This is a genomic window from Aulosira sp. FACHB-615, from assembly GCF_014698045.1.
GTDB lineage: Bacteria > Cyanobacteriota > Cyanobacteriia > Cyanobacteriales > Nostocaceae > Nostoc_B.
This window is the reverse complement of record NZ_JACJSE010000029.1, coordinates 39,242-65,178: the sequence shown is the minus strand read 5'-3', so window position 1 is coordinate 65,178 and position 25,937 is coordinate 39,242. Positions and strand designations below refer to the sequence as shown.

The 25,937-nt window shown below is 41.5% G+C and carries 31 protein-coding genes; 13 read left to right on the top strand and 18 right to left on the bottom strand.

Going from position 1 to position 25,937, the window contains the following annotated elements; genetic code table 11:
* Positions 1-10: 10 nt before the first annotated feature.
* From H6G77_RS28645 to H6G77_RS28620, 6 genes are all read right to left on the bottom strand, one after another.
* Positions 11-1,207: a zinc-dependent alcohol dehydrogenase gene (locus tag H6G77_RS28645; RefSeq protein WP_190873373.1), complete on the bottom strand. Its 1,197-nt coding sequence runs from the start codon at positions 1,205-1,207 to the stop codon at positions 11-13.
* Between the two features lie 144 nt (positions 1,208-1,351).
* Positions 1,352-1,726, bottom strand: a complete 375-nt coding sequence (locus H6G77_RS28640) for a hypothetical protein (RefSeq protein WP_190873372.1) — start codon at positions 1,724-1,726, stop codon at positions 1,352-1,354.
* Between the two features lie 57 nt (positions 1,727-1,783).
* Positions 1,784-2,980, bottom strand: a complete 1,197-nt coding sequence (locus H6G77_RS28635) for a zinc-dependent alcohol dehydrogenase (RefSeq protein ID WP_190873371.1) — start codon at positions 2,978-2,980, stop codon at positions 1,784-1,786.
* 55 nt (positions 2,981-3,035) lie between these two features.
* Positions 3,036-3,731 carry an SRPBCC family protein gene (locus H6G77_RS28630; RefSeq protein WP_190670508.1) on the bottom strand — a complete coding sequence of 232 codons (696 nt, stop codon included), beginning with the start codon at positions 3,729-3,731 and terminating at the stop codon, positions 3,036-3,038.
* A 75-nt stretch (positions 3,732-3,806) separates the two neighbouring features.
* Positions 3,807-4,904, bottom strand: a complete 1,098-nt coding sequence (locus tag H6G77_RS28625) for a DJ-1/PfpI/YhbO family deglycase/protease (RefSeq protein ID WP_190873370.1) — start codon at positions 4,902-4,904, stop codon at positions 3,807-3,809.
* A 142-nt stretch (positions 4,905-5,046) separates the two neighbouring features.
* Positions 5,047-5,442 carry a DUF2267 domain-containing protein gene (locus tag H6G77_RS28620; protein WP_190670511.1) on the bottom strand — a complete coding sequence of 132 codons (396 nt, stop codon included), beginning with the start codon at positions 5,440-5,442 and terminating at the stop codon, positions 5,047-5,049.
* A 307-nt stretch (positions 5,443-5,749) separates the two neighbouring features.
* On the opposite strand from H6G77_RS28620, the gene H6G77_RS28615 reads away from it, so the two are divergent.
* Both H6G77_RS28615 and H6G77_RS28610 read left to right on the top strand, forming a co-directional pair.
* A complete protein-coding gene (locus tag H6G77_RS28615; protein WP_190873369.1) occupies positions 5,750-6,133 on the top strand; it encodes a DUF6335 family protein in 384 nt (127 codons plus the stop codon).
* Between the two features lie 336 nt (positions 6,134-6,469).
* Complete coding sequence (locus H6G77_RS28610) at positions 6,470-7,645, top strand: bifunctional 2-polyprenyl-6-hydroxyphenol methylase/3-demethylubiquinol 3-O-methyltransferase UbiG (RefSeq protein WP_190873368.1); 1,176 nt, start codon at positions 6,470-6,472, stop codon at positions 7,643-7,645.
* 337 nt (positions 7,646-7,982) lie between these two features.
* Here H6G77_RS28610 and H6G77_RS28605 read toward each other — a convergent pair whose 3' ends face one another.
* The 3 genes from H6G77_RS28605 to H6G77_RS28595 all read right to left on the bottom strand — a co-directional run bounded on the left by H6G77_RS28605 (position 7,983) and on the right by H6G77_RS28595 (position 10,016).
* Entirely contained in the window at positions 7,983-8,873 is an 891-nt protein-coding gene (locus tag H6G77_RS28605; RefSeq protein ID WP_313954532.1) for a polysaccharide deacetylase family protein, read from the bottom strand.
* A 129-nt stretch (positions 8,874-9,002) separates the two neighbouring features.
* Positions 9,003-9,653, bottom strand: coding sequence for a tRNA (adenosine(37)-N6)-threonylcarbamoyltransferase complex dimerization subunit type 1 TsaB (gene tsaB / locus H6G77_RS28600; protein ID WP_190873367.1), 651 nt, complete (start codon positions 9,651-9,653; stop codon positions 9,003-9,005).
* A 114-nt stretch (positions 9,654-9,767) separates the two neighbouring features.
* Positions 9,768-10,016, bottom strand: coding sequence for a Ycf34 family protein (locus H6G77_RS28595; protein ID WP_190588550.1), 249 nt, complete (start codon positions 10,014-10,016; stop codon positions 9,768-9,770).
* A gap of 85 nt (positions 10,017-10,101) precedes the next feature.
* Here H6G77_RS28595 and H6G77_RS28590 point away from each other — a divergent pair, with 85 nt between their 5' ends.
* The gene (locus H6G77_RS28590) at positions 10,102-11,364 is read left to right on the top strand and encodes a CCA tRNA nucleotidyltransferase (protein ID WP_190873366.1); all 1,263 of its coding nucleotides are present in this window, start codon (positions 10,102-10,104) and stop codon (positions 11,362-11,364) included.
* A gap of 150 nt (positions 11,365-11,514) precedes the next feature.
* On the opposite strand, the gene dusB is transcribed toward H6G77_RS28590, so the two are convergent.
* The gene (dusB, locus tag H6G77_RS28585; RefSeq protein ID WP_190873365.1) at positions 11,515-12,567 is read right to left on the bottom strand and encodes a tRNA dihydrouridine synthase DusB; all 1,053 of its coding nucleotides are present in this window, start codon (positions 12,565-12,567) and stop codon (positions 11,515-11,517) included.
* A 217-nt stretch (positions 12,568-12,784) separates the two neighbouring features.
* On the opposite strand from dusB, the gene H6G77_RS28580 reads away from it, so the two are divergent.
* Together H6G77_RS28580 and H6G77_RS28575 are read left to right on the top strand one after the other, a co-directional pair.
* Complete coding sequence (locus tag H6G77_RS28580; protein ID WP_190588547.1) at positions 12,785-13,201, top strand: XisH family protein; 417 nt, start codon at positions 12,785-12,787, stop codon at positions 13,199-13,201.
* The gene (locus H6G77_RS28575; protein ID WP_190588546.1) at positions 13,189-13,536 is read left to right on the top strand and encodes a XisI protein; all 348 of its coding nucleotides are present in this window, start codon (positions 13,189-13,191) and stop codon (positions 13,534-13,536) included. The genes H6G77_RS28580 and H6G77_RS28575 overlap by 13 nt, the downstream gene beginning before the upstream one ends.
* Positions 13,537-13,703: 167 nt before the next feature.
* Here the strand turns inward: H6G77_RS28575 and H6G77_RS28570 are convergent, their stop codons facing one another.
* The 5 genes from H6G77_RS28570 to H6G77_RS28550 form a co-directional block, all read right to left on the bottom strand.
* Positions 13,704-15,188, bottom strand: coding sequence for a S8 family peptidase (locus H6G77_RS28570; protein ID WP_190873364.1), 1,485 nt, complete (start codon positions 15,186-15,188; stop codon positions 13,704-13,706).
* A gap of 310 nt (positions 15,189-15,498) precedes the next feature.
* Positions 15,499-15,858, bottom strand: coding sequence for a hypothetical protein (locus H6G77_RS28565; protein WP_190588544.1), 360 nt, complete (start codon positions 15,856-15,858; stop codon positions 15,499-15,501).
* A 130-nt stretch (positions 15,859-15,988) separates the two neighbouring features.
* A complete protein-coding gene (gene blaOXA, locus H6G77_RS28560) occupies positions 15,989-16,843 on the bottom strand; it encodes a class D beta-lactamase (protein ID WP_190873363.1) in 855 nt (284 codons plus the stop codon).
* Positions 16,844-16,947: 104 nt separating this feature from the next.
* The gene (locus tag H6G77_RS28555; protein ID WP_190588542.1) at positions 16,948-17,169 is read right to left on the bottom strand and encodes a hypothetical protein; all 222 of its coding nucleotides are present in this window, start codon (positions 17,167-17,169) and stop codon (positions 16,948-16,950) included.
* 6 nt (positions 17,170-17,175) lie between these two features.
* Positions 17,176-17,568 (bottom strand): hypothetical protein, encoded by a 393-nt coding sequence (locus H6G77_RS28550; RefSeq protein WP_190873362.1) that lies wholly within the window; start codon positions 17,566-17,568, stop codon positions 17,176-17,178.
* A 300-nt stretch (positions 17,569-17,868) separates the two neighbouring features.
* On the opposite strand from H6G77_RS28550, the gene H6G77_RS28545 reads away from it, so the two are divergent.
* Positions 17,869-19,779 (top strand): GTPase family protein, encoded by a 1,911-nt coding sequence (locus tag H6G77_RS28545; RefSeq protein WP_190873361.1) that lies wholly within the window; start codon positions 17,869-17,871, stop codon positions 19,777-19,779.
* 54 nt (positions 19,780-19,833) lie between these two features.
* A complete protein-coding gene (locus H6G77_RS28540; RefSeq protein WP_190588538.1) occupies positions 19,834-20,085 on the top strand; it encodes a type II toxin-antitoxin system ParD family antitoxin in 252 nt (83 codons plus the stop codon).
* A 58-nt stretch (positions 20,086-20,143) separates the two neighbouring features.
* Here the strand turns inward: H6G77_RS28540 and H6G77_RS28535 are convergent, their stop codons facing one another.
* Both H6G77_RS28535 and H6G77_RS28530 read right to left on the bottom strand, forming a co-directional pair.
* Positions 20,144-21,502, bottom strand: coding sequence for a DUF3370 domain-containing protein (locus tag H6G77_RS28535; protein WP_190873360.1), 1,359 nt, complete (start codon positions 21,500-21,502; stop codon positions 20,144-20,146).
* Between the two features lie 40 nt (positions 21,503-21,542).
* Positions 21,543-22,055 carry a peptidase C15 gene (locus H6G77_RS28530; RefSeq protein WP_190588536.1) on the bottom strand — a complete coding sequence of 171 codons (513 nt, stop codon included), beginning with the start codon at positions 22,053-22,055 and terminating at the stop codon, positions 21,543-21,545.
* A gap of 58 nt (positions 22,056-22,113) precedes the next feature.
* On the opposite strand from H6G77_RS28530, the gene hisH reads away from it, so the two are divergent.
* The 4 genes from hisH (at position 22,114) to H6G77_RS28510 (ending at position 24,070) form a co-directional block, all read left to right on the top strand.
* Positions 22,114-22,749, top strand: coding sequence for an imidazole glycerol phosphate synthase subunit HisH (gene hisH, locus H6G77_RS28525; RefSeq protein WP_190588535.1), 636 nt, complete (start codon positions 22,114-22,116; stop codon positions 22,747-22,749).
* A gap of 85 nt (positions 22,750-22,834) precedes the next feature.
* On the top strand, positions 22,835-23,401 hold the full coding sequence (rsmD, locus tag H6G77_RS28520; RefSeq protein ID WP_190588534.1) for a 16S rRNA (guanine(966)-N(2))-methyltransferase RsmD: 567 nt from the start codon (positions 22,835-22,837) through the stop codon (positions 23,399-23,401).
* 100 nt (positions 23,402-23,501) lie between these two features.
* Entirely contained in the window at positions 23,502-23,756 is a 255-nt protein-coding gene (locus H6G77_RS28515) for a type II toxin-antitoxin system ParD family antitoxin (protein WP_190873359.1), read from the top strand.
* Entirely contained in the window at positions 23,756-24,070 is a 315-nt protein-coding gene (locus H6G77_RS28510) for a type II toxin-antitoxin system RelE/ParE family toxin (protein WP_190588532.1), read from the top strand. Before H6G77_RS28515 ends, H6G77_RS28510 begins: the two co-directional genes overlap by 1 nt.
* Before the next feature lie 231 nt (positions 24,071-24,301).
* Here the strand turns inward: H6G77_RS28510 and petG are convergent, their stop codons facing one another.
* Complete coding sequence (petG, locus tag H6G77_RS35935; RefSeq protein ID WP_010995538.1) at positions 24,302-24,415, bottom strand: cytochrome b6-f complex subunit V; 114 nt, start codon at positions 24,413-24,415, stop codon at positions 24,302-24,304.
* A gap of 207 nt (positions 24,416-24,622) precedes the next feature.
* On the opposite strand from petG, the gene H6G77_RS28500 reads away from it, so the two are divergent.
* Positions 24,623-24,997: a cytochrome c gene (locus H6G77_RS28500; protein ID WP_190588531.1), complete on the top strand. Its 375-nt coding sequence runs from the start codon at positions 24,623-24,625 to the stop codon at positions 24,995-24,997.
* 192 nt (positions 24,998-25,189) lie between these two features.
* Positions 25,190-25,573: a metal-sensitive transcriptional regulator gene (locus tag H6G77_RS28495; protein WP_190588530.1), complete on the top strand. Its 384-nt coding sequence runs from the start codon at positions 25,190-25,192 to the stop codon at positions 25,571-25,573.
* Positions 25,574-25,937 lie beyond the last annotated feature (364 nt).

Genomic DNA, 25,937 nt, shown 5'->3' with positions numbered 1-25,937 from the left:
ATTAATCACTTTATGGTTTGAGAACAACTTTGATACAGTTATCTTTTTTCTCTTTAAAAATTTGGTAGCCGTGGGGTGCTTGGTCTAAAGATAGAGTGTGAGTGATTACGAATGAAGGGTCGAGGTCGCCGTTTTCAATGTGATTGAGTAAGGGTTTTAAGTATCTGTGGACATGGGTTTGTCCCATTTTGAAAGTCAAACCTTTGTTCATTGCTGAACCCATTGGAATTTTGTCGAGGAAGCCACCGTAAACTCCGGCAATTGAGACATGACCGCCTTTTCCCGCAGATAGAATTACTTGACGTAATGCTGTTGGACGGTCTGTTTCTAGACGAACTGCTTGTTTTACTTTGTCGTAGAAAGCCATCGCATCTGTACCATGTGCTTCCATACCCACAGCATCAATACAAGCATCAGGGCCACGACCGCCTGTCAATTCTTTGAGTGCTTCCCCAATGTCTACCTCTTCATAGTTGAGGACTTCAGCTTTGCCTTGTTCTTTGGCCATTTGCAGCCGTTCGGGAATGCGGTCTATGGCAATAACGCGCTCTGCACCAAGGAGAAAAGCACTTTTAATGGCAAATTGTCCGACTGGGCCGCAACCCCAAACAGCAACAACATCGCCGGGTTTGATGTTACAGTTTTCTGCGGCCATGTAACCAGTCGGGAAAATGTCAGTTAAAAATAGAACTTGCTCATCTGTGAGGTGGTCGGGAATTTTGAATAAGCCAACATCTGCAAAGGGTACTCGGACATATTCTGCTTGTCCGCCAGCGTAACCGCCAAATAAGTGCGAATAACCAAATAAGCCTGCTGGTGAGTGACCCATTTGCAGTTCTACCAGCCAAGCATTTGGGTTGGAGTTATCACATAAAGACCATAAATCGCGCTGGCAAAAAAAACAGTTACCGCAGGAAATGGTAAAGGGAACAACGACGCGATCTCCAAGGAGAAGCCGCTTCGCGTCTACGCCTATTTTTACATTCTTAACTTCACTGCCTAATTCTACAACTTCCCCCATAAATTCATGCCCAAGGATATCGCCTTTTTGCATGGTGGGAATATAGCCATCATAAATATGTAAATCTGAACCACAAATTGCTGTGGATGTAATTTTAATAATGGCATCTCGCGGGTTAAGAATTTTGGGATCAGGAACCGTTTCTACCCGCACATCGTTTGCTCCGTGCCAGCAAACTGCTTTCATAATTTTTAGTCCTTTGTCATTTGGAATTAGTCATTCATATAAAATGGTGTGTTAGGCGCTTTGATTATCTTTTTCGTGACAGCTAATTCCGAAAAAATGCGCCGACCTAACACACCCTACATGGCTATCTTTTTACTGTTTGCTTTAGGTTCTATCTCTGAGTTGTTTGCTAGGAGGATTTTGGTAATAGCCTTCTCGGCTTGCTCTAGATTGATTACTATCTGCTCCACTTACTTTGTCTTTCGCATCCTTGAGAAACTCTTTTGTAGCTCTGGGAGTGTCCTCATCTAAGTTTAGTTTCTCGCGGATATTCTCAGCAGCATCTTTCAGTTTAGACTGAGCATTTCTAACTTGGTTATCGTTTTGACCTTCGGGTACGCCTTTGTAATAAGTTCCTTCGGGAGTTGTCACATCAGCTTGTGCTACGTTGACAAAGCTAAAGGCTTGTCCCAGTAAGAACATAAATCCTACTAAGAAAACAACCATAATTTTGCGTAAGCTAGAAATCACTTGCTTCATAAATAACCTCATTTGCTTTATTTATTTGTGTGTACAACTGAACGGCTATCAGCCAATTCATGGTTTGAGGACAACTTTGACACAGTTATCTTTTTTCTGTTGAAAAATGTGATAACCGTGAGCCGCTTCTGCTAGTGGGAGTTGATGAGTTACCACAAAAGAAGGGTCGAGTTTACCGTCCAAGATTTGCTGGAGTAACAAGTGCATATATTTCTGTCCGTGCATTTGTCCCATTCTGAAGGTTAGACCTTTGTTAAAAGCTGCACCCAAGGGTATTTTGTCAACGAAACCACCATAAACACCCATAATTGCCAGAGTGCCGCCTTTACGACAGGCTACCATCATTTCTCGTAATACGTGGGGGCGATCGCTTTCTAGCTTGAGTTTTTGTTTTGTCTGGTCGTAGAAGTCTTCTAAACCAACACCGTGGGCTTCTAAACCGACTGCATCAATGCAAGCATCAGGGCCGCGTCCGCCAGTCATTTCTTTTAATGCTTCACCTGCATTAACTTCTTCGTAGTTAATTACTTCGGCTTTGGCATATTTTTTCGCCATTTCTAAGCGTTCGGGGAAGCGGTCTATAGCAATTACTTTTTCTGCACCCATCATATAGGCGCTAATCATGGCGAACAGTCCCACTGCACCGCTTCCCCAAACCGCTACCGTATCCCCTGGCTGAATATCACAGAGTTCTGCACCCATGTAGCCAGTCGGAATAGCGTCAGAAATAAATAAGAGTTTCTCATCAGGTATATCTGACGGAACTTTCACAACGCCAACATCAGCAAAAGGTACGCGGATATATTCGGCTTGTGCGCCTGCATAGCCACCTAATAAATGAGAGTAGCCATAAATTGCTGAGGTAACATTACCAAATAACTTTTCTTCTAGCCAACTGTTGGGGTTAGAATTATCGCACAGCGACCACATATCACGCTGGCAATAAGCACAGTTACCACAGCCAATGGTTGAGGGAACAACAACGCGATCTCCAGGGAGAAGCCGCTTCGCGTCTACGCCTATTTTTAAATTATTAACTTCCCTACCAACTTCGACGACTTCCCCCATAAATTCGTGACCAATAATGTCACCTTTTTGGACTGTTGGGATATAGCCGCCATATATATGTAAATCCGAACCACAGATAGCTGTGGAAGTAATTTTAATAATCGCATCGCGGGGATTAAGAATCGTCGGGTCTGGTACCGATTCCACCCGCACTTCATTAGCACCTTGCCAACAGACTGCTTTCATAAAAGTATGAAATGTGAAGTATGAAATGTGAATTAGAAAGTGTGAGTTTTATCCTTCATCTTTTGCCTGTTGGCTGTCCTTCGGTGGTGGCGATTTCTCCGGCTTCCATGAGCATTTTGAAGCGGCGTAGGTCATCACCGATTTGTTGTTCTGGTTCTTCGCCAAAAAGTTTTGCCAGAGCCGCACTTATTCCACCGCCGGGGATGTTGTATTCTAAAACTACTTTGACTTCTGTACCTCGCTCGCCTGGAGCTTTTTTAAATCTGACAAAGCCGGAGTTATCAATATCTGCGCCTTCGACAGAAGCCCAAGAGATAAACTCGTTTTCTCTATCTTCGAGAATCTCTGCATCCCATTCAACGTTGTTAGCTAAAGGCGCTTTTGCAATCCAATGCGAACGTTTTGCGTCGTATACCTTCACCGATTGCAGATGCTTCATAAAGGTGGGTAACTGCTCAAAGTTGTGCCAATAACGGTAAAGTTCATCGGCTGGTTTATTAATAGTTACCGTCTTTTCAACTTTGATGGGTTTATTAATTCCCAGGGCTTCTTGTGCTTGCTGTATTGTGCTTTGCTTAGTTAACCCTTGGTAAACTAAACCACCGCCAGCCAGTGCAGTTAATACACCTTTTAAAGAGCGTTGACTTAAACCTGTGAGTACCATAGCCCCACCGCCAATGAGAGAAGCCCAGCGTTCCATCTCATTAGCTTCTGGGGTAGTTTTAGTTGTGCGATCGCCTGTTGAAGTCACTTTGATATCTCCTTAAAATCATTGCAGAGGCGTAAATATCTTTCTCTGCGATATCTGCGCCTGGAGCGGTTCGTTTTACATAGAAACAGCTGCACCAGTTGTCGGCTTAGGAGATTGCACTCCCGCACTTAGCCGCGCCCGATATAGCTCTACCAAACGTTGTTCGTCTTTTAACAAATCGCCGTAAATCTTTTTGAAAATATCAGTTGCTATGGGGTCAGTAAACATTGCAGATAAATTACCAATGTCCCCAATACCTGTTTGTAAATCACCCAAAGCACAACGGATTTGATAGATATCATCACTACCAGATAGCGCCGCTTTTACCTTGGCATATTGATTAGCGATATTGGCAGCTATCGAAGGCTTTTCACCTAATTTATTCAGGTAGGTTTCTAATATTTCAATGTGACGCTGTTTATGCGCCATTAACTCTTGAAACAGTGCCTTAGCTTGAGTATCAGACTCTTTTTCGTAATACTTTTCTAGAGCTTCTAGAGAATAACGTTCACCACTTAAAGCCGTATTTAAACCTTTAGCAATTTCGCCTTTAGTTGAACCACCCCAAGCATCAGCAATTTTCCACCATTCGGCGTTAATATCTGTTTCATCGGGAAGAGCCACATCTTTACCACCGTAACCAAGACGGCTGAGAATAGCTGTGGTAAAAATTGCCAAGTCTCCAGGTTCGCGGGAAGTAATTAAATTACCATCCACTACCAGGGATTCATCTTGATAGTTTGCACCCGCATTCAGCATATCGCGGCGGATAGCCACAAAACCAGTAGCGCGTTTTTCTCTGAGCAAATCGCCTTCAATTAATAATTGTGGCCCGTGACAAACTGCGGCGACGAGCTTTCCTTGTTGCAGAGCTTCTTGGACAAAGCGCACTGTATTGGGGTTGCGGCGCATTTTATCAGGAGCCATCCCACCAGGAATTATTACTGCATCGAATTCTGATGCGATCGCTTCTGTAGTGGTACCATCTGCTTGAACAGAAACTCTACCGCGTTTACCTTTATATTTTTCGTTCATCCGCGCACCGAGGACAACTACATCTATTCCTGCTTGTTTCAGCCCGTGACAAGGAACTATAAATTCTGCATCTTCGACATCATTTTCAATTAGAATTGCAACTTTTTTCTTCCCAGAATGATTGTTTTGATATGACATGGAATTACCTATTTTGCTTAATTGTTAATTGGGTGAAAATTGATCAATTACCAGCCAATAGAGGCTAGAGATTAGAGGAATGTAATTTATTGAGATGAAAAATGTTCTAAAAATCACGAATCATATAATCTCAGGAAAACTTTCATACTTCACTAGTAGATGGTGCAGGAAATAGTTCTTCGTAATCGTGACTAAAATGGGCGTGAAACCGAGAAAAAATTTCAGGCTTGATGGCATTTTGCAACACAGCGAAAACTGCTCGGACATGAATTGCAGTAGTAGTAGGTTCTATATGTTCTTTTTGGCTAACACGTTGAATAAACTCTTGGAGATGAAAACTTTGAATACTTGCTTGTGTTTGTGCTTGTAAATAATCACTTAGTTCCTGTGGAAGTTGTGCAGCTAAATCTTGAATTTCACTTTCTGCAATACGTTCTTTAATAGTTTCTAGAGTTGCACGAGTAGCAAGTTCCGCCTCCTCACGAGAATTAGATTGAGAGAGACTTTGGACATGGGTAATAAACTCGTGATATTCCACTTTTAACCTCCACTAAAATTACCTCAATACTTATTTGAGTATGAGAAATTTTTACCAAAAAAAAGTTATGAGTTTAGAAGAAATTAAGGGGCTTGTTGTGTGGGTTGAGTACTTCTAACTCATAACTAACAGATTCAACTACAAGTAGCTTAACCTTGAATTTACTCTTATAAGATTAGGCTGTAAAAATTACATTAACTTCGTTCTAAGGGGATAGATTTTTTTACTACTAAAGTCATACATCCAAAGTCAGACAAATTTTATTAATAAAAACGTTATGGTAAGGATGCAGAAAAGGCAGATATATATGACAGAAAAAAATCAGCATCCTGAAGTTAATTCAGAAGATTTACCACAAGAAATTACTGAATCTTACGGCACTGGAGTCAAAGAATTACCAGGGTACAATATTGGTGAGCGATCGCTTGATCAAACTACCCCAGAGTATCCCGATAGCCCCGAAGTCACCACTCAAGACGGTTATACTTACTGGCAAGATACCGTAGGCGATGAAGCTGTTGGTGGTACTGTCGCCGTTCCTGAACAAGATGTTACCGAAGAAATTGAAGCAGCCGTTGGTTTAGAAATGAGCGATCGCGCCTTCCTCCGTACCAACGAAATTCTCGAACAACGCGATGATCGTCGCTGGGAACTAGACCCAAAATCCTCCGAAGATTACCAAGAACGATGAGTGTTAACCCGCATTTCTCACAAGCTTCAGGCGTTTGATGGGGCAGAGGGGCAGAGGTGCGGAGGGGCAGGGGAGAGAGTACCTTCATTCTCCCCTGCTCCCCTGCACAGGCTTTGAAAGGTGTGGTGAGAAATCCGGGTTAAGTGTTGTACACTGAGCGCACTTGTACTGAGCGCAGCCGAAGTAGTCGAAGTGTAAGTTCTAAGTTCTCCCCCTTGTCCCCCTTGTCCCCCTTGTCCCCCCTAACCTCTAACCTCCAGCCCCTAATCCCTAAAAATCCCTACCACAAATGTCCAGCATTTCGATAAACTCAGAAATGCTGCGATGTTGTTGATCATGTCAGATTCTCAAAGTGTAAGTGCTGCTGTTGCCAAACTCTACAATACCTATCCCTTTCCCCCAGAACCCCTGCTAGATGAACCACCTCCGGGTTATAACTGGCGTTGGAATTGGTTAGCAGCTTATAGCTTCTGTACAGGTCAAAAGCCGCAAAAGCAAGACATCCGCATTTTAGATGCTGGCTGCGGTACAGGTGTAGGTACAGAATACTTGGTTCATCTCAACCCCCAAGCTTCTGTAGTTGGGATTGACTTGAGTGCGGGTGCTTTGGCTGTGGCGCAAGAACGTTGTCAGCGTTCCGGTGCGAACCGTGTAGAATTTCATCACCTCAGCATCTATGATGTGGAACAGTTACCCGGTGAATTTGACTTAATTAATTGCGTCGGGGTTTTGCATCACCTACCAGACCCAATTCGCGGTATTCAAGCTTTAGCTAAGAAATTAGCCCCAGGCGGAATTATGCACATTTTTGTGTATGGTGAGTTGGGACGTTGGGAAATTCAACTTATGCAAAAAGCGATCGCCCTTCTCCAAGGCGACAAGCGCGGCGACTACCGTGATGGTGTGCAAGTCGGACGCAAAATATTTTCCTCCTTACCAGAAAACAATCGAATTGTCAAATACGAAAAACAACGCTGGGCAATGGAAAACCAGCGCGATGAATGTTTTGCAGATATGTACGTTCATCCCCAAGAAGTTGATTACAATGTTGAGACGTTATTTGAATTAATTGATGCTTCTGAGTTAGAATTTATCGGCTTTTCCAATCCTGGTTTTTGGCAGTTAGATAGACTTTTAGGGAAAGCACCAGAGTTAATTGAACGGGCAGAAAATCTCAGCGAACGTCAGTTATATCGTTTAATAGAATTACTCGACCCAGAAGTTACCCATTACGAATTTTTCCTTGGTCGTCCTCCCCTAGCTAAAGCCGACTGGTCAAGTGATGACAAGTTGTTATCAGCTATCCCAGAATTAAACCCTTGTATTGATGGCTTTCCTAGTCAATGTATCTTTAATTACGACTACCAAATTGTCAACTTGTCCACAGCAGAGTTTGAGTTTATGCAAGCCTGTAATGGACAAGCAAAAGTAGGGGAAATTTTAGCAAATGTGCAATTAACTTTGGATGGAGTGAGAACCTTGATCAAGCAGCAGTTGGTCATGTTGACATAACCGCCGAGGATCATAGCAAAGTACTGATACCAATTCACGAAATTACTGATACAAATCACTTCCTCTGTATTTCTGCTTCCGGTCGCCGAGCGAAGTCGAGGCGCTGCTTACCGATATGTATTATATTTAAAGTGAAATGGTATGAGTGTTGGGTCAACATTCTTCCCCTGCACCCTACACTCTTCCCGGTTCCCCGTTCCCTCTCCTTTCAGATACCTTTTTCACCCCGCCCGAATGAATTAGGACTTACGCAAGAAATCTTTCAAACTCTGATCACTTCGTGTCCTTTGCGTTCTTTGCGGTTCGTTTCTTTATACTTTTGCGTAAGTCCTGTGAATCATTGACGATGAGAATGTCCATCTTTGGTAACTATAGAAGATTCGGCTGTGACTACACCTTTGGCTTGGGTTTCCATTTCCAGCAATTCCGGGATGGTGACAAACTTATAGCCTTTCGCCTTTAAATCTGCAATAATTTGCGGTAGTGCCTTCACAGTGCGAGAACGATTGCCGCCACCGTCGTGCATCAACACAATTCCACCGGGTTTGGCACTTTTGACAACATTTTTAATTAATGTTGGAGTTTGACCATGACGTTGAGAGTCTCCCGACTCATCAGACCACATAATGATTGCATACTTTTGACTTTTGGCATAATCCACTAAGCCATTGTGCAGAAAACCACCAGGAGGACGAAATAATGTGGTTTTCACTCCGGTAAGTTGATAAATCAAATCTGCTGTGCGATTAATTTCACTCGCGGCGGTGGCTACATCCATCCGACGATACCAATGATGCCATGTATGGTTGCCCAAGACATGACCTTCGGCGGCAATTTGTTTAACAATTTGGGGATGGTAACTAACCATTTGCCCGATTAAAAAAAATGTTGCTTTAATATGATTTTGTTTAAGAATTTCTAATATTTGTGTCGTATTTTTTGGCCCTGGGCCATCATCAAAAGTTAAGGCAATAACTTTATCTGTTGTGGGTAATTTAGCTTGATAAATGGTTTGTCCTTGAAATTCCTTTGATACAGTTTGTTTGGTCGTATTTAAACTGGCATTTTGTGTAGTGACTGCTGATTTCTTATCTACTGATTGAGTCAATAGTAAAGGAATGTTAAGGGGATTTTTGAGTAATAACCCTGTGAGACTCAAGCCACCACCAGCACCAACCAGTGTAATAGTTCCTGCGGTTAAAAATTGCCATAATTTTGGGCTAAACACATCGATACTCCTCAATTAATAATGTATTAAGCACATATTTATTTATCCGTAATTATTTTAGTTGTAGCTTACGAATTTTGCGTAGTGATGACAGCAGTATAACTATAATGTGGAGAAATGCCAGTGTTTTTAAATTTCTACTGGATGTTGTCCATAATAAGGTAAAGCTTCTGACCACTGAGGGCGTTTTCCTTGTCGCCATTCTAGATAAGAAAGTTCCAAAATATTTGTGACAGTTGCAGCTAAACCAGAGGTCGCATGAATTAACTGATACTCAGTATTGCTATTAGTTAAAGTTTCTTGCCAAGCTTCTGGGGTTAGTACTGTATCAGGAAATAAGGCTGTAATTTCTGAAGTGTGAGAATTAACTTGATAAATCGCACCAAATACTTTACCTCGTTGTGCTGGCATTTCCACAGCGATCGCTTTTTGAGTATGATTTTTATATGACCAAGCTACCGCCGCTAATGTTGAAATGGCAAACACGGGAATATTTAATTGTTGCCCTAAAGTACGGGCGAGAACTACACCAATACGAGTTCCCGTAAAGCCGCCTGGCCCTTTAGCAACAGCAATAAATTCTAAATCTGCCCAAGTTTGTGGTTGGATAAAATCAATTAAATATTGATGTATATAACTAGATAAATCACGCCCTAAATTCCAAACATTTGTGCGAGTTTCGCCAGCAAAATTACTAATGGCAAAACCTAATTCTGGTGTGGTTGTATGCAGGGATAAAGCGTATTGCTGGGGTGGTAGAGTGGTTAATTCTGTGGTCAAAGCGAGTAATTATATTAATTTTCCTAGAGTTGGCGTGATATTTATTCAACCATAAAAATAGACGACTACTACAAGAAATCGCAGTAGTCGTTGATAATTTACCTATCATCTTCATCACGTCGGTACTAGTTCACCGGGACGCAATTTCGCCCATTTACCCATTTCTTGCTTAAAGCTAAGACAACCAACAACATCCCATTCCATTTCAATCACATCTTCTTTAGTACGGATGTTAACGTTAATAGAGGGTTCATTAGGGTCAAAAGTCGGGTTCTCAGTTAAATGAGGCTGTTGGTGTTGGGTTTCTACAGCATGATAGGTTACACAACGGTCTACGTATTGGCAGTTCACGCAAATACACATAATATAACCAACTCCAGGAGCTTTATTGCTAATCTAGCGTAAGCAAAGCTATTCTTCACTAGTTGCCGGGTTGATTTTTATTACAATGCACAGTTCTGTTTCTGCAATTCTCGCGCCACAAAATTGGCCTTTTAGTTTGGAATGCTTACCACAACCAGCTTACATGGTAGGTGGTGCGGTGCGTGATGCAATTTTAGGCAGAACCCGTGAATATTGGGATCTTGACTTTGTGATACCATCGGATGCGGTGCAGGTAGCGAGAGCGATCGCTAAACGTTATCAAGCTGGCTTTGTCTTACTCGACGCAGAACGCAAAATTGCCCGTGTAGTATTTCCCCAAGCCACGGCTGACTTTGCCCAACAAGAAGGCAATAGCTTAGAAACTGACTTGCATAGACGTGATTTTACAATTAATGCGATCGCCTATAATCCCCACACCCAAGAAATCATCGACCCGTTGCAAGGTTGTGCTGATTTACAGCAAAGTCTTTTACGCATGGTATCACCAGCCAACCTCGCAGATGACCCTTTACGGTTAATGCGTGCATATCGCCAAGCCGCTCAACTGAATTTTACTATTGAACCAACTACACAAAACACAATTCGCACCTTAGCATCACACCTCCACACAGTCGCAGCTGAACGAGTCCGTACCGAAATAGGTTATCTTTTAGCCAGTCCCCAAGGTACGCCCTGGTTAACCAACGCCGGGAAAGATGGTTTACTTTCTCACTTCTTCAAAAATGCTACAGCCGAAAGCTTTGATAAACTCGCCGCCGTTGACACAACTTCAGCCATCCTTGCACCGCAATTTGGTGCAGAATTACAACAATATGTGCGTGATACTGTGAAAACCACTTGGTTAGGTATTGCCAAACTTGCTTGTCTTGTAGATAGTAACCCCGGAGTTGCCGAATTAGAACTCCAAGAACTCACCTATAGCCGTGCTGAAATTCGCGCTGTGACAACGGCTTTGAAATTATTTCCGCAGTTAAAATCTACCAACAAGTCTATCCGAGAACAATATTTTTTGTTCCAAGAAGCAGGTCATGTCTTTCCTGTTGTCGTATTATTGGCGGTAGCACAAGATACTTTGGTAGAGGCGATGTCAGGCGACAAATCACTGTTGGTTTACTCACCTTTGATCAGCCGCTACCTTAACCCTGATGATCTGGTCGCTCATCCCACTCAACTAGTGAGTGGTAAACAACTAATGTTAGCACTAAATATTCCAGCCTCGCCAGTTGTCGGAGAACTACTGACCGAGATTGCGATCGCTCAAGCAGAAGGTAAAATTGCTACAGCTACAGATGCGATTGAGTTTGCACGGCAGATGTTAGAGAGTTGAGAGTATGTCACAGTCTGTTGAGGTTGGGTGTAAGGGTGTAGGGGGGTAAGAATTTAAGAGTTTTTGTTTACCTACACACAAACTTCCATCCCCCTTGTCCCCCTCATCTCCCTTGTCTCCCTTGTCCCCCCTGTCTCCCTCATCCCCCTTCTAAACCATCTGAAAACTAGTAGTTTCTTCCAAAACCTCATAACCAGATGCTAATTTTTCCATAGCGCGGTCAATTAAATCTAAACCTTGCTGGACTGTTTCAATCACACTTAATTGTCCGCGTAACTCAGCCGCGCCGATGAATCCTTTAGCGTACCAAGTCATGTGTTTACGAGCTTGACGAACACCGCGATCGCCTTTATATTCCCATAAAGCTTGTAAATGATCTCTGGCGCATTCTAAACGTTGAATTGGGGTTGGTGGCGGTAAAAGTTCGCCAGTTTTTAAGAAGTGGTCAACTTCGCCTACCAAAAAGGGATAACCCAAAGTTCCGCGCGAACACATCACACCATCAGCGCCAGTTTCCTCTAAGCATTTTACTGCGGCTTCCACAGAAAATATATCGCCATTGCCAATTACAGGTATCGATAGCACTTCTTTCACACGGGCTATCCATTCCCAACGGGCGTTACCATTGTAACCTTGAGCGCGGGTGCGTCCATGCACAGTAATCATTTTCGCCCCTGCATCTTCCATCCGCTTGGCAAAATCGAGAATAGTGATTTCCTTGTCATTCCAACCAATTCGGGTTTTAACTGTTACTGGTACATCCACAGCTTTCACAACTTCCCGCACAATGGCTTCAGCAACTTCCGGCTGACGCAACAGCGAAGAACCACCGCCATTTTTGGTAATTTTATTTACCGGACATCCCATATTAATATCAACAGTATCAGCCCCTTCCGCCACAGCTTTCACGGCTGCTTCAGCTAAAAAATCAGGGCGACAGTCAAACAACTGGATACTAATTGGGCGTTCGTTAGGGTCAACTTCCATAATTTTGGGTAACTGCTTCACATAGTGCAGTCCCGTGGCATTGACCATTTCGGTATACATCATCGAATCTGGTGCATAGCGACGCACTAGCCGACGAAACACCAAATCTGTCACCCCAGATAAAGGCGATTGTAAAACCCGGCTTTTCACCTCAAACGAGCCGATTTTTAAAGGTTGAGAGAGTCTAGCTTGTAGACTGGGAGACAGAGTAACCATATCAACAATTCACAATGCACACTTAATCATATCTCTTATCCAAGACGGTTGTTGATGATGGTTGGTGTGATTCCGGTCAACTTACAATAGTTATGAGACGGTTGGCGATCGCAGTTGTTGAGTCATAGCATTCCTCACAGTTTACACTTCTATGTGATATCACTCTTTTACTGGGTGTGATAGGTTTGAATTGCACCTATATATCGAATCTTCTTTTGTGGCTAAGGATCGTTTTCATCAAGTTGTTAAGATGGCTCTTACTAAAGATGGGTGGAATGTGACTCACGATCCATTTCAGATTAAAGTAGGTGGTGTAGATATGGAAATTGACTTGGGGGCAGAAAGATTACTAGCTGCGGAGCGAGGAGATGAGAAAATTGCAGTGGAAGTAAAAAGTTTTTTAGCCAGTGCATCGGCAATTTCTGAGTTTCATACAGCACTAGGTCAGTTTATTAACTATCGGGCTGCATTACGCCGTGGAGACCCTGATCGCATTCTCTATCTAGCTGTACCTAATCTAATCTATAACAGCTTCTTTCAACTGGATTTTCCCACCTCAATGCTGCAAGAAAATTCCGTAAAAATAATTGTTTACGATATTGAATTGGAGCAAATTTTACTATGGAAGGATTAACGGATAAATTAACGCACTACCAGCAAATTGTACAGCAATTGTTGATTGGTTACGCAGAAGTTAAGCCAGCTTACGGTGAGATTGAGGTTGAAACTATTTTTGATACGCAGCGCCATCACTATCAAATTGTGCATCTAGGTTGGTTACATAAACGCTGGGTGCATCATTGTTTAATACATCTTGATATTCGCAATGAGAAAATCTGGATTTTTTACAATTCAACAGAACATGATATTGCAGCAGATTTAGTTGATTTGGGCGTACCAAAACAAGATATTGTTCTAGGTTTTTATCCGCCTTTTATGAGGGAAATGAGTGATTATGCTGTGGGTTAAAAGCATAAACCCAGCACTGGGACAATATTTACCGGAGATGGTAGCAGCATAACGAGAGAGATGATTTTCAATGGACGATTGTTAAAGGCGATCGCACCCTGATTTTGGCAGTAGAGGCGTTATCTTAGTAATTGCTATACCCATACTTAAAGCACACTCTCTAATGACTAACTTTTACCATTAGAAAAGCCCAAAAATCGGCGATATTCTTCTAGTTGCTTTTGAAGTTGATCTAGTCGTTCTAAGAATTTTCCCAAATTACCATTATTGCCATTATTTGGGCTATCGCTTGGAGTCTCTTCATCGGTACTGTTGTAACTCTTAATACCGATATTGTCGTTATAGTAGTGGAACTGTAAGCTAGTTGCTGAATTAGTAGCGGTGGTTTGATTAGTCAGTTTAGCAGGAGAAGTAATTTCAGAAACCGAGTTATGATCAACGCTGAAATTAGTAGTAGAGATTTGATAACTAGATAATGCTATTGCAGATTTTACTATTGAGCTAGTGTTAATTGAATCAGTCTGATAACTAGCAGTGGCAGCTTGGGTATTATTTCCGGCGGTTTCTGTAATAATTTGGCGCACTTGTGTAGGAGTTAAGCTACGGTTAGCACTCAACATCAACGCAACTACCCCAGCGACGTGAGGAGTCGCCATCGATGTGCCGTTGTAAGAAGCATACTGATTATTCGGTACTGTTGAATAGACATCGACACCAGGGGCTGTCACATAAGCCAATTCATTTGTCCCAGAACGATTAGAAAAATTAGCCAAGTTATTATTTCTATCTACTGCGCCCACCGCAATTCCTGTATTGTTGGCGTAACGGGCTGGGTAGTTTGGTTGAGAACCGCCATCATTACCAGCCGCCATCACCACAACTACGCCTTTACTATTGGCATACTCAACCGCATTTTGTAGAGTCCGGTTAGAAAAATTGCCCCCCAAACTCAGATTAATGACATTAGCACCATTATTCACTGCATAGTAAATGCCATTGGCTATAGCATTATACGAACCAGAACCAGATTCATTTAACACTTTCACCGGCATAATTTTGGCATTATAAGCAATGCCAGTTACACCATAGCTATTTTTCTCTCCCGCAATAGTGCCAGAAACATGAGTACCGTGACCGTTTTGGTCTAGGGTGTTGTTGTTGTTATTGACAAAATTCCAACCCCGGACATCATCAACATAACCATTACCATCATCATCTATGCCATTACCAGCAATTTCTTTTGTATTCGTCCAAATATTATTTTTTAGATCCTCGTGGTTGTAATCAACCCCAGTATCTATCACAGCAACAACAACACCTTTACCTGTGTACCCATTGTTCCAAGCTTCTGGAGCATTTACAAGGTCAGCACCCCAATTATTACCCCCCGAATTTGGAACATTTGCAAAGGTATTTCTACCCACAGCTTTAGCTACAGCCGCCGCCGCATTTACTAACCCATATCCTGTAGTGGAACTATAGTTTTTGCTAGTTGCTGTAGTTATTTTTGCATTACTAGTTTGGTAATAACTACTGCTACTAAGGTACGAATTATATTGATTTTTATTATCAAAACTATCTGCTGAGGAGAGCAGTTGAGAGTTTAGCCCGTTATGAGAAAGTAATGCTTTACTAGTATCATTAATGGGCATAAGTATTTTCTCCTCAAATAAAGTTAAGATTCCATATTTTTGGCAGCATTAACTGTTAAAACCTTGGCTCAATGGTTTTAAGCAATAAATTGACTATCCTTACCAATAATTACTATGGAATTAAATGGCAAAATGCTACTTTTCTTACAAAAACATATTCATCATAATTTAATGATTTAGGCTCATTTTTAGCAAAAACCAGCTTGAGTAAGGATTCGCTAAAATTAGCTTTGTAAAAATCCACAGATCAGCGCCGATAAAAAATGATAGTTTGCTGATATTAACCAATATTTAATTCAACTGTGGAATATTAGGATAAAAATACGCCAAGGGTAATGCTAATGCTGTAAAGTACAAATCGATACAATCCTACTAATAAATAAGCATTACGAAGAGTATACTTACTCTTACCTGTAGAATCATGAACATACCAAAATATCAGCGATGATGTCATTGCCAGCACGGAACCAAAAATAGCCGATACAATCAACCATTCTGATTTAATTTGGGCTTCTCGGAAAAGCCACATCCAAAATCTGCTAGTAATTCCTAGACAGAGGGCTTCCCAAACAGGATTAATTATTGGGTTAGCAGGATGAAATTTTTGTATGGTTTCTACAACAATCAAACCTACTATAAAAAATAATCCGATGGTGATGAGTATAAGCATGAAAATTAACCGCAGATAATTGCAGGCTTTGTAATTGAGACTATCACAGAATAGATAAGGGAGACAAGGTAGACAAGGGAGACAAGGAAGAGAAATGTTTGTCAATTATTTGGGGTTGAGATAGGAAATTTTAGAGTAATCCTAAAGCTTTGAAACTACGCCGAGTTAATTCAATTCTTTTAGGTGCATCAGCAGCATCTTTCATATCGATATTAGTGGCGAAGAAATAAACGTTCTTATTTTGTTCTAAATATCCGACAAACCAGCCAATGTTAGGTTTTATGCTCATTGCCCAACCTGTTTTGGCTCGTAGGATATAATTAGGTGTTTTCTCAAATATCATAATGTCTTGCACTAAATCAAATGTGCGTTGAGAAAAAGGTAATTCTCTACGATAAAGTCTTTGGAGAAATTCAATTTGTTGTTTGGGAGTAATTTGTAAAGGGCCGGATAGCCAAAATTTATCTATTTGTTCTGGTGTACCAATTTGACGGTTTCCGTAACCAAATTGATTGATAAATTGCTGCATTCTTTCATGTCCAACTCGCCGCGCCAAGACTTGATAAAACCACACGGTGGAATCTTTATAGGCTTGGCGCATATTAGTATCTCGGTTCCAAGTTGGAAATTCTCTTACAATTCCATCCCAAGTCAAAATAGCAATTTCATCTTTAATAACTCCGGTTTCTAATGAAATCAGAGAATTTACAATTTTGAAAGTCGAAGCCGGAAGAAAGGCTGTAGAATTACGCGAGGCGTTATGTTGGTAAAATTTCTTATTATTTTGGTCGTAAATTAAAATTGAGCCTTCAATTCCTAATTCTTTGAAATAATTGCCAAGATTCACATTTTGAGCAATCACTGATGAGGGTTGATTTGCTTGTGGTGTTGCAGAGATACCAGGAAAGCTTGTAAAGGTTAGCAGTGTGATGGTACTGATAATTGTAATCGAGATGATGAGTAGCGATCGCCCACTTCGTGCCATAACTTTTATCCTCACACAACTGGCTGACAAACCAGACATAATACAGCAACAAAGTAGGCAATTACCGAAATTTGTTTACTAAACTTAATTATCCTGATTCAACCTCAAGCTGACAAATCAGCTTGTAACCAAGAATCGTAATATCTAGCAAGTTCTTTGATAAAATTGAGTTCTTCACCTGCCAAATTATTAAACAGTTGACGATACTGCCAACCCCTTTCATAGCGACTTAGCATTTGCTCAGGCGTAAACTGATAAACATCTGCTGTCTGCCAACAAATGGACTCTAAAAAAGGTAACTTTTGAGGTCTAGTCGATGGATTCATTTGTTGTTACAATTTCTGATTTTTAAGGTTATTATTTTCTGGAAAATTGCGGCGTAAAAACTCTACAATCCATTGACCTAGAGTTATATTTTTATCAGTCCAGTCAGGTACTTGCTCTTCATCAATATCTATTTTGAGTGTTTCTTCAAGAGCTAATACAAGCTCTATCATGTCCCATTCCCAGCAGGGGAGGGATATGATATCTATAAATTTATCATCTGGATATAACTTCTCAGCAGGTACTTGAAAAGATTTACCTAACTCTAAGCGGATACAATTTACTGTTTTTGTAGATAATTTATTCGATAATTTAATATTTTGAATAAATTCTTCATCACTCATATCAGAACGCTGTAAAATCTCATTTATTTTTTTAGATTTTTTAAATATAAATCTCATGAAAATTATGTTATTTTTCTTGTAGATACAGTATTTTTATATAGTCAGTAATTACTAAAATTATGATAAAACGAACCGCAAAGGACGCATAGACGCGATAGCGGCTTCCCGCCGGGTAGGACACAAAGTTATAAGAGTTTGAGAGAGTTCTTGCTTAAGTCATATAGATATTATTCAAACCTCGGTTAAAATTTCTTTCCAAAAGAGCATGGATATTACACCAACAGTTAGTATCCATGACAGAAATATTAGATTCACAATAGCATTATCAGCAGTTATGTTCAGGCAGGTACAGGGGAAATGGTGCGCTTAAAACCGTGGCAGTGGGTCATCTTAGCAACACCGATCGCAGCTATTATTATTTTCTTACTGGTTGCCGCAGGTTTAAAAATCAATGCCTGGGGAATTAACTGGATTTGGGCGGTATTTACCGTTGTGTTTCTTGGTTGGCGGTGGTTGTTGGTGAGGTGGACTCAACCGCAAATTGCCCAAGTTGAGGCGGCTTTGGCGGGATTCCAAGAAGAACTAGAGGCGGCTGTTGATACCACCACCACAACGGCGGGAAGTGAAGCAACACAGCAAGCGGAAGCCGCATTACAAAAAATTCTGGAAGCATCCATTAACGATCGCCCAATTTGGGAAGATTGGCAAACTTTTTGGCAACGTTGTCAAGATGTAGTAGTGGCTGTGGCAAATATCTACCATCCCCAAGTACAGTATCCCCTTCTCAATATCTATGTCCCCCAAGCTTACGGACTCATCCGGGGAACCGTGGATGATTTAGATCAGTGGATGCAGAGATTATCACCTGCTTTAAATCAAGCTACTGTCGGGCAAGCTTATCAAGCTTATGAAGTATATCGCAAGCTAGAACCCTCAGCCCGTAAACTTTTGCGGGCTTGGGGCTGGGCGCAATGGTTATTAAATCCGGTAGCGGCGGTGGCGAATCGGGCGACGAAGGGTTATACTAACCGCGCTAATCAGCAATTATTGGTGAATTTAGGTCAACTGTTGCGCGAAGCAGCTTTGAGAAATTTATGCAGACAAGCGATCGCACTTTACGGAGGTATTACACTACCAACAACAGCCGTGAGTTCTTCACCAACTCTCCCCCAAACCAAAACCCAAACTCTGCGCGAAATTCTCACCCAAGCTGAACCAGTCACGGAAGTTGAGCAAAAACCCATCAGTATTTTACTCATAGGACGGACAGGTGCAGGTAAAAGCAGTCTAATTAACACTTTATTCCAAGCTGACTTGGCGGCGGTGGATGTGTTGCCCAGTACTGACGAAATTAAAAATTATCATTGGGAAACTTCTAGTGGCGAAACTCTCACCCTTTGGGATACTCCTGGTTACGAACAAGTCAAACGCGGTGAACTCCGCCAATTAGTAATAGACTATGCAACTAACGCAGATTTGTTACTGTTGGTGACACCCGCCCTTGACCCGGCTTTGCAAATGGACGTGGATTTTTTAGCAGATATGAAAGCCGCAGTTGATGATTTACCTGCGATCGCAGTTGTCACCCAAGTAGATAAATTGCGTCCTATCCGGGAGTGGCAACCGCCATACAATTGGGAATGGGGAGACAGGCCAAAGGAAATTTCTATCCGCGAAGCAACTCAATATCGGGCTGAAAAACTAGAGGCATTTTCTAACTTAATTGTCCCCGTAGTTACAAGCGATCGCAAAACTAACCGTACAGCTTGGAATATAGATACTTTATCATTGGGGTTGATTGAAGCGATCGCACCAGCCAAACAACTGCGACTCGCCCGGTTTTTACGTGACTTAGATTCTCGTACCGTCGCCGCAGCCAAAATTATTGATCACTATACCTTCCAGATGGCGACTACCCAAGGACTCACCACCTTATTAAAAAGTCCTGTACTGCAATTTATTGCCACCATGTCTACAGGTTCTCCCACCTTGGCTTATTTATTAGCAGAGCAAATCCCTGTAGAACAGTTACCGATTGTCATTGGTAAACTTCAAATTGCTTATGAGTTATTTTCACTATTCAAAACAGACAATTCCAACAAAATTAACTTTGATTTAATCTCACTGTGGCCATTATTGTTAGAAAATTCAGCTACACCTGATCGGAATGCTTGGGCATTTGGTCACGCCCTTGTCGAATACTGGACTCAGAATTTAGCTGTGGAACAACTACGAGAGCGGTTTGAGTATTATTTGCAACAAGTTTGACATCTGTAATGTTTGGGCGATCGCACCTTGGTATTTAAATTTGAGCGATGAATAATGAAATTCAAATTCAACCGAAGACACAAAATATTTATTGAAGAGAAACTCAGTAGCGGTAGGTATCACACTATTGAGGAAATAATTATCGAAGCTTTAGAGCTTTTGGAAGAACATGATAAAAAGTATGAACAATGGTTAGAAGCTGTCCGTAAAAGTGCAGATGTTTCTATTGCTGAATTAGAAAGAGTTGACAACAAATTTTTAATAGCCCAGTTAGAAAGGAAATTACGTCAAGCACTAGAGTCTTAGCGAGTCGGTGCAGAGTGGAGGGTGCAGCACTCAGCACTCTGCACCCTCCACTCAACCCTCATCCTTGCGTTGACACAGTTAATACCTGCGGTGGGGTAGCATCTGGTGGATAGAGAAAGTCTACTTCGACTAATCGGCGATCGCTCGGTTTCATATTTAATACTACTAGTGGTTGTCCTGGTTGACCCCGTTTTTGGACTAAATGCACAAATTTGGTTTGTGGCATACCTTTATCATCTTTGTAACGTATCCGCACACTGCCGCGAAAGAAGGTTTGGCGGGCTGGGGTAGCAAAAAAGCGCAGTCCTGGTTTAACTAACTGGTCTTCTTTAATGGGAGTTTGCATCGCCACCGCAACAGTTTTTGGCGTAGCAGTGTTGTTATATAACGGTAACTTCAAGTTGTATTGAATTGCATAGTTACCATGTGCGCGATATGCAGTGTCGGGATAACGGACTAACATTGGCGCACTTTGAATTTGATTCGTCCCCAAAGTTCCGCCGTGTAAGGTACTCAGCGCGTAAGAAACAGCTTGTCCCGGCTGGGGAATTGTCAAAAATCGCGCTTTGGGACTATCTACGATAAATGCACGCCAAAAGGAACCGCCAGCTACCCCGGCGACTCTTCCGTAAATTCTGGGTTTCCCAGTTTCTTCTAAAGGAGTTGGTGTTTTATCTCGTGGTGTGGATAATTCACCGTTATCTAACAAATTTTCCCACTCTGCCAACGTCGGCGCACGTTCACTACCATCAGGATTATCTTTGGCAAACATCGCTAAACTAGCGGCGTAGACTGTACCGTTACTCCGCAAGCGCATTAAAGTCGAACGACCATTTAAAGGCGGTGTTAACCCCTGCACCGGAATTGGAAGATTGAGCAACATTTGACTTTGCTTGGGTGCCAGGACTATTTGTGCCGGGAAAATTGCTTGTCGTCTGCCTCTGATAATATCAGACATGACGCGAGAACCAGGCCCCGCAAATACTTTACCCGCCGCATCTTCGACATAAGGCGGTAGTTCAATAAATGGTGCATCTGGCTGACTTAAATAACTCGCCGCCTGCAAGATATTGACGGTGACTGGTTGGTCAGTCGGGTTATGCAAAATTATACCGAGATAAAGCGATCGCAAATTTTCTGGCGGATCAGCTTTAGCAACATGATGAGCGAAAATATCAAATCTTCCCCGGAAGGGAAAATTTAAATGTGCTGTTGGAACTTTTTTCCCATCCCCAGGAAAAGTAGATAATAAAATCCCTTCCTTCAACACCAATTCTGGACTATTGCTATTAAAAGTTGGCACTGAATCTAACTTTCCTGGTAAGGGTAGAACCTGTTGCGGTTGGACAACTTCTTCTGGTGGCGGTGTGGGAGGTGTGGTTTGTGAAATCAGTAAACTGAGTAAAAATGACAACATATACTTAGGTAATGATTTTTCCTTAAAGACGCACACCATTTTATATGAGTGCCAAATTGTGAATAATTAATAAGAAGTCAGCTAGAACAACCAGCAAATTTTCTTGATTTAACACCGGAACGTGAACAAATATACAACGAGTTGAGAGTTTAGATTGCTGGAGATAGTCAAGAACTGCATAATAAAGACCTTCGCAAACAAATTTACCGCAGTCACTACTAATATCAGTTGCTACTGTTCCCAAAACTAATTTTTCCAAATTAACTGCCGTCGGCAAAAAAATCGCACCTTGATTAGCACCCTCCTCTACACTTAATCTTTGCCGACTAGCAGCCATCCCACAACAGATAATATAATCCGGTTGCAACTCCTCAACTTTTTGAATTACCCAGGAACTAGCCAGCATCACATCTACAGGTAACAGCCGCAGAAATTTTAAATCATGGGGGAGCGATGCAACTTGACTCACTTCTTGTAATAAATCATCCGATGAATTTGAATCTTGATCTCTTAACCAAGTGTCAAAAGAAGTTAATAAAAATCTTTTCTTCATTAGAATTATTATTTAGAATAGAAAAACCCTCCATAATAAATTTACAAGGAGCAGGTCAATGCCAGTTATTGCAGTCGTAGATTACGACATGGGAAATTTGCACTCAGTCTGTAAAGGCATAGAAAAAGCTGGGGCAACTCCCAAGATTACAGATTCTGCTAAAGAGATATCATTGGCGGATGCTGTAGTATTGCCAGGAGTTGGTGCATTTGATCCCGCAGTGCAACATTTAAGAGAACGGAATTTAGAACAACCCATAAAAGATGCGATATCATCTGGCAAACCCTTCTTAGGAATTTGTTTAGGATTGCAAATTTTATTTGAATCAAGTGCGGAAGGAACTCAACCAGGGCTAGGAATTATCAAAGGAAAAGTCCGCCGCTTTCAGCATGAACCAGGAATTACTATTCCTCACATGGGTTGGAACCAACTTGAATTAACCCAAGCAAAAAGCATTTTATGGGAACATTTGCCCGCTAACCCTTGGGTTTATTTTGTGCATTCTTATTATGTTGACCCAACAGATCCGCAAGTCCGGGCTGCAACTGTTACTCACGGTACTCAAACTATCACAGCCGCCATTGCCAAAGAAAATCTCATGGCAGTGCAGTTTCACCCCGAAAAATCCTCTAATATAGGATTGCAAATCCTATCTAATTTTGTTTCTCAAGTGCGTGAACAAATTGCAGCATAGGGTTTGTGATTTGTCATTTGTGATTTGTCATTTGTCCTTGGCAAATGTTGAATGACCAGTGACCAATGACCAATGACCAATAATCATGAGTTTGAGAATTTACGGCAAACGTCCAATTAAAACTTTACCAGGGAAAGAAACCAGACCCACAAGCGCACGGGTAAGAGAAGCTGTTTTTAATATTTGGCAAGGCGAAATTGTTGGTTGTCGCTGGCTAGATTTGTGCGCGGGTAGTGGTTCAATGGGAGCAGAGGCTTTGTGTAGAGGAGCCAGCTTGGTAGTAGGAATTGAACAATCAAGCCGAGCCTGTGCAATTATTCAAGAAAATTGGCAGCAATTAGCCAGCAATGAACAACAATGGCAACTATTACGTGGTGATGTAATTCAGCAGTTAAAAATGTTGTCAGGAAAACAGTTTGACAGAATTTATTTCGATCCACCTTATGCTAGTGGATTATATCAACCTGTGCTAGAAGCGATCGCTAACTATAATTTATTAGATGCCAAGGGTGAAATCGCCGCAGAACACAACCCCCAAGGCTGGACACCGCCAGTAATACCCAATTGGGAAATCTCTCGCCAAAAAGTTTACGGTAACACCGCCTTAACTTTCTACAGAGTTATCGACTCTGATGTGATTAACGAACCGTGAACTGACACCCCCAAAGCAAAGAAACTTTTTGCATAACTCAAGTAACACAGTTCATAATAGTTATGAACTGTGTGGCGATAAATGCAGAAGGTGGTTGCTCATGTTCAAACTTAATATTTCGCTTCCTGAGCAATTGCAAGAATTTCTAGAGCAACAGGTTGTGACTGGTGGCTACGCTAATACCAATGAATACATTAATCATCTCATCCGTCAAGAACAAGAGCGAATTGCCCAGAAAAATTTAGAATCAATGCTAATCGAAGGTATTGAAAGTGGAGAAGTTGTGGAAATAACAGACGAGTGGTGGGAACAAAAACGCGCCAGATTAGTTGAACAACTACATCAAAAGCAGTAATGACAAGACGTATTGTTGTTACACCTAAAGCAAGCTTAGATATTGATGAACACTTTGCTTACATTGCGCTAGAAAACTCAGAAGCTGCATTACAATTTTTTGACTCTGCACGTCAGACCTTTGCTCAGTTGTCACGTATGCCTGGAATTGGTAGCTTATGTTTATTGGATAATCCAAGTTTGCAAGGGTTACGTAAATGGCCAGTGAAGGGTTTTAAGAGATACCTAATTTTTTATTTTGAGCGGGAGGATAGCATCGAAATTGTGCGACTTCTCTATGCTGGGCGCAATATTGAAAGGATTTTGGAACAATAGTAAATTTTGTAGTAAGTTAAATTTCCTCAAAATGGGCGGTTAGAAACCGCAGCTACACCGACAAAAACCGCATATATAGGTTTATAGTCTTTGATTTTCTTGTTCTTCCGTATAAACGGACTTAGTTTGTGTAGCTGCGAATTCTATTCGCCTTGATAGCTTAGGACAGCAACAGATGAGAAAACATAGACCCCGCAAGGTTTATAACCCTGTTACCTGTCCCCTGCTATATCAACCACCCAACTCGTTGGGACGCTTGTATTGTTTGTATGCAGCGTAGAATAAACCAGCGAGAGTTACAACAATTAGACCAAGCACAATACCAGAAAGCAGGGGTTCAACCACTTTAAATCTCCTGTTTGCAATTATTAACGATTTATATCCCGTTTTTGATTTTACCAAATTACGGCGAATCCCGCTTGCAGCAGTGTTTTTGAGCTATACCCGCTTGTAAGAAAATAGTCACCTGTGCTTGCGGTACAAATCAAGAACTTTTAAGCTATGTGTAGGAAATGAAAAATTTTATAACCTTACACTTTCACAGCAAACCTTTTGGATAACCAGATTACCAAACCTGAACTTCTGATGCAGCGTATCGTCTTATTAGCTCTAGCGATACTGCTATCAATCCCTTTGGGCATCTTTGGTGTTCAAATGGTACAAGCCTCAGACCCCTACGTTAAAACCGTTCTTTCCTTGGCTGGAGACACAGTTCAGGGAAATGCAATCTTTCAAATTAACTGTGCTGGTTGTCATGGTTGGCAAGCAGATGGGCGAGTCGGCCCCAGTTTACAAGCTGTTTCTAAACGTAAATCTCCTTATAAGTTGATTCACCAAGTGATTAGCGGTGAAACGCCGCCTATGCCAAAATTTCAGCCTAGTCCTCAAGAAATGGCAGACCTTTTGAGCTTTTTGGAAACCTTATAATAGTTTACATATCTTAAAAAATAAAGACTTATATGAAAGATGGATAATTGAACTACTGGAAAAAGCGATCGCTCAACTGAAAGTTATACCTGACCAAGTAACTAATACTGCGATCGCGCCTCAGAGTAAATAGAAATAACACCTACTCACCCCTCTAGGCTAGGATCTTAGTACTGCCAGTGCTTCAATACCATGAATGGATCAAACCGATTAAAGTCAGAATCCTTGCCTATCTCTCAGTCAACCGAAAACTTCCACTCCCACGATATAGATCATCATGAGCATGGAGAGTCCCATCATTCTCATGTTCATAGTGAAGAGTCTTTACGCAAAATTGTGAATCGGTTGTCACGCATAGAAGGACATATTCGCGGTATTAAAACAATGGTGCAACAAAGCAGTCCTTGTCCTGATGTATTATTGCAGATTGCCGCAGTTAGAGGCGCATTAGATCGAGTCGCCCGCATTGTCTTAGATGAACACTTGACTGAATGTATTGCCAGAGCAGCACAAGATGGCAATATAGATGTTGAAATTGAGCAGTTAAAAGCGGCTTTAGATCGATTTATGCCTTAATCTTTCTTTTGCCGTTACTCAGGTGGTGAAAAAACTGAAATTTCAAGCTTGTTACAAATCTCAATATATTTTGACTGCCAGGAATTTTCCGTCAGCGAAAATTAATAACTCAATAAAAATTCATCTTTTTGGGTTCAAGTCTCTATCTTATTTCTGATGCAGTAAGACGAAAAATCAAGGGTTTTGGCGAGGGTGTAGGGGTACAGGGGTTTGGGGGTGTATGTATCTAAAACCCTTACGCCAGACACCCTTACACCCTTACACCCAATCTTTATAGACAATCTTGGTGCGTAAGTCCTGTACTGTTCAAAACCCTTACACCGTTCGGCTGAGGCTCACGGCGAAGCCCCACACCCTTAAACCC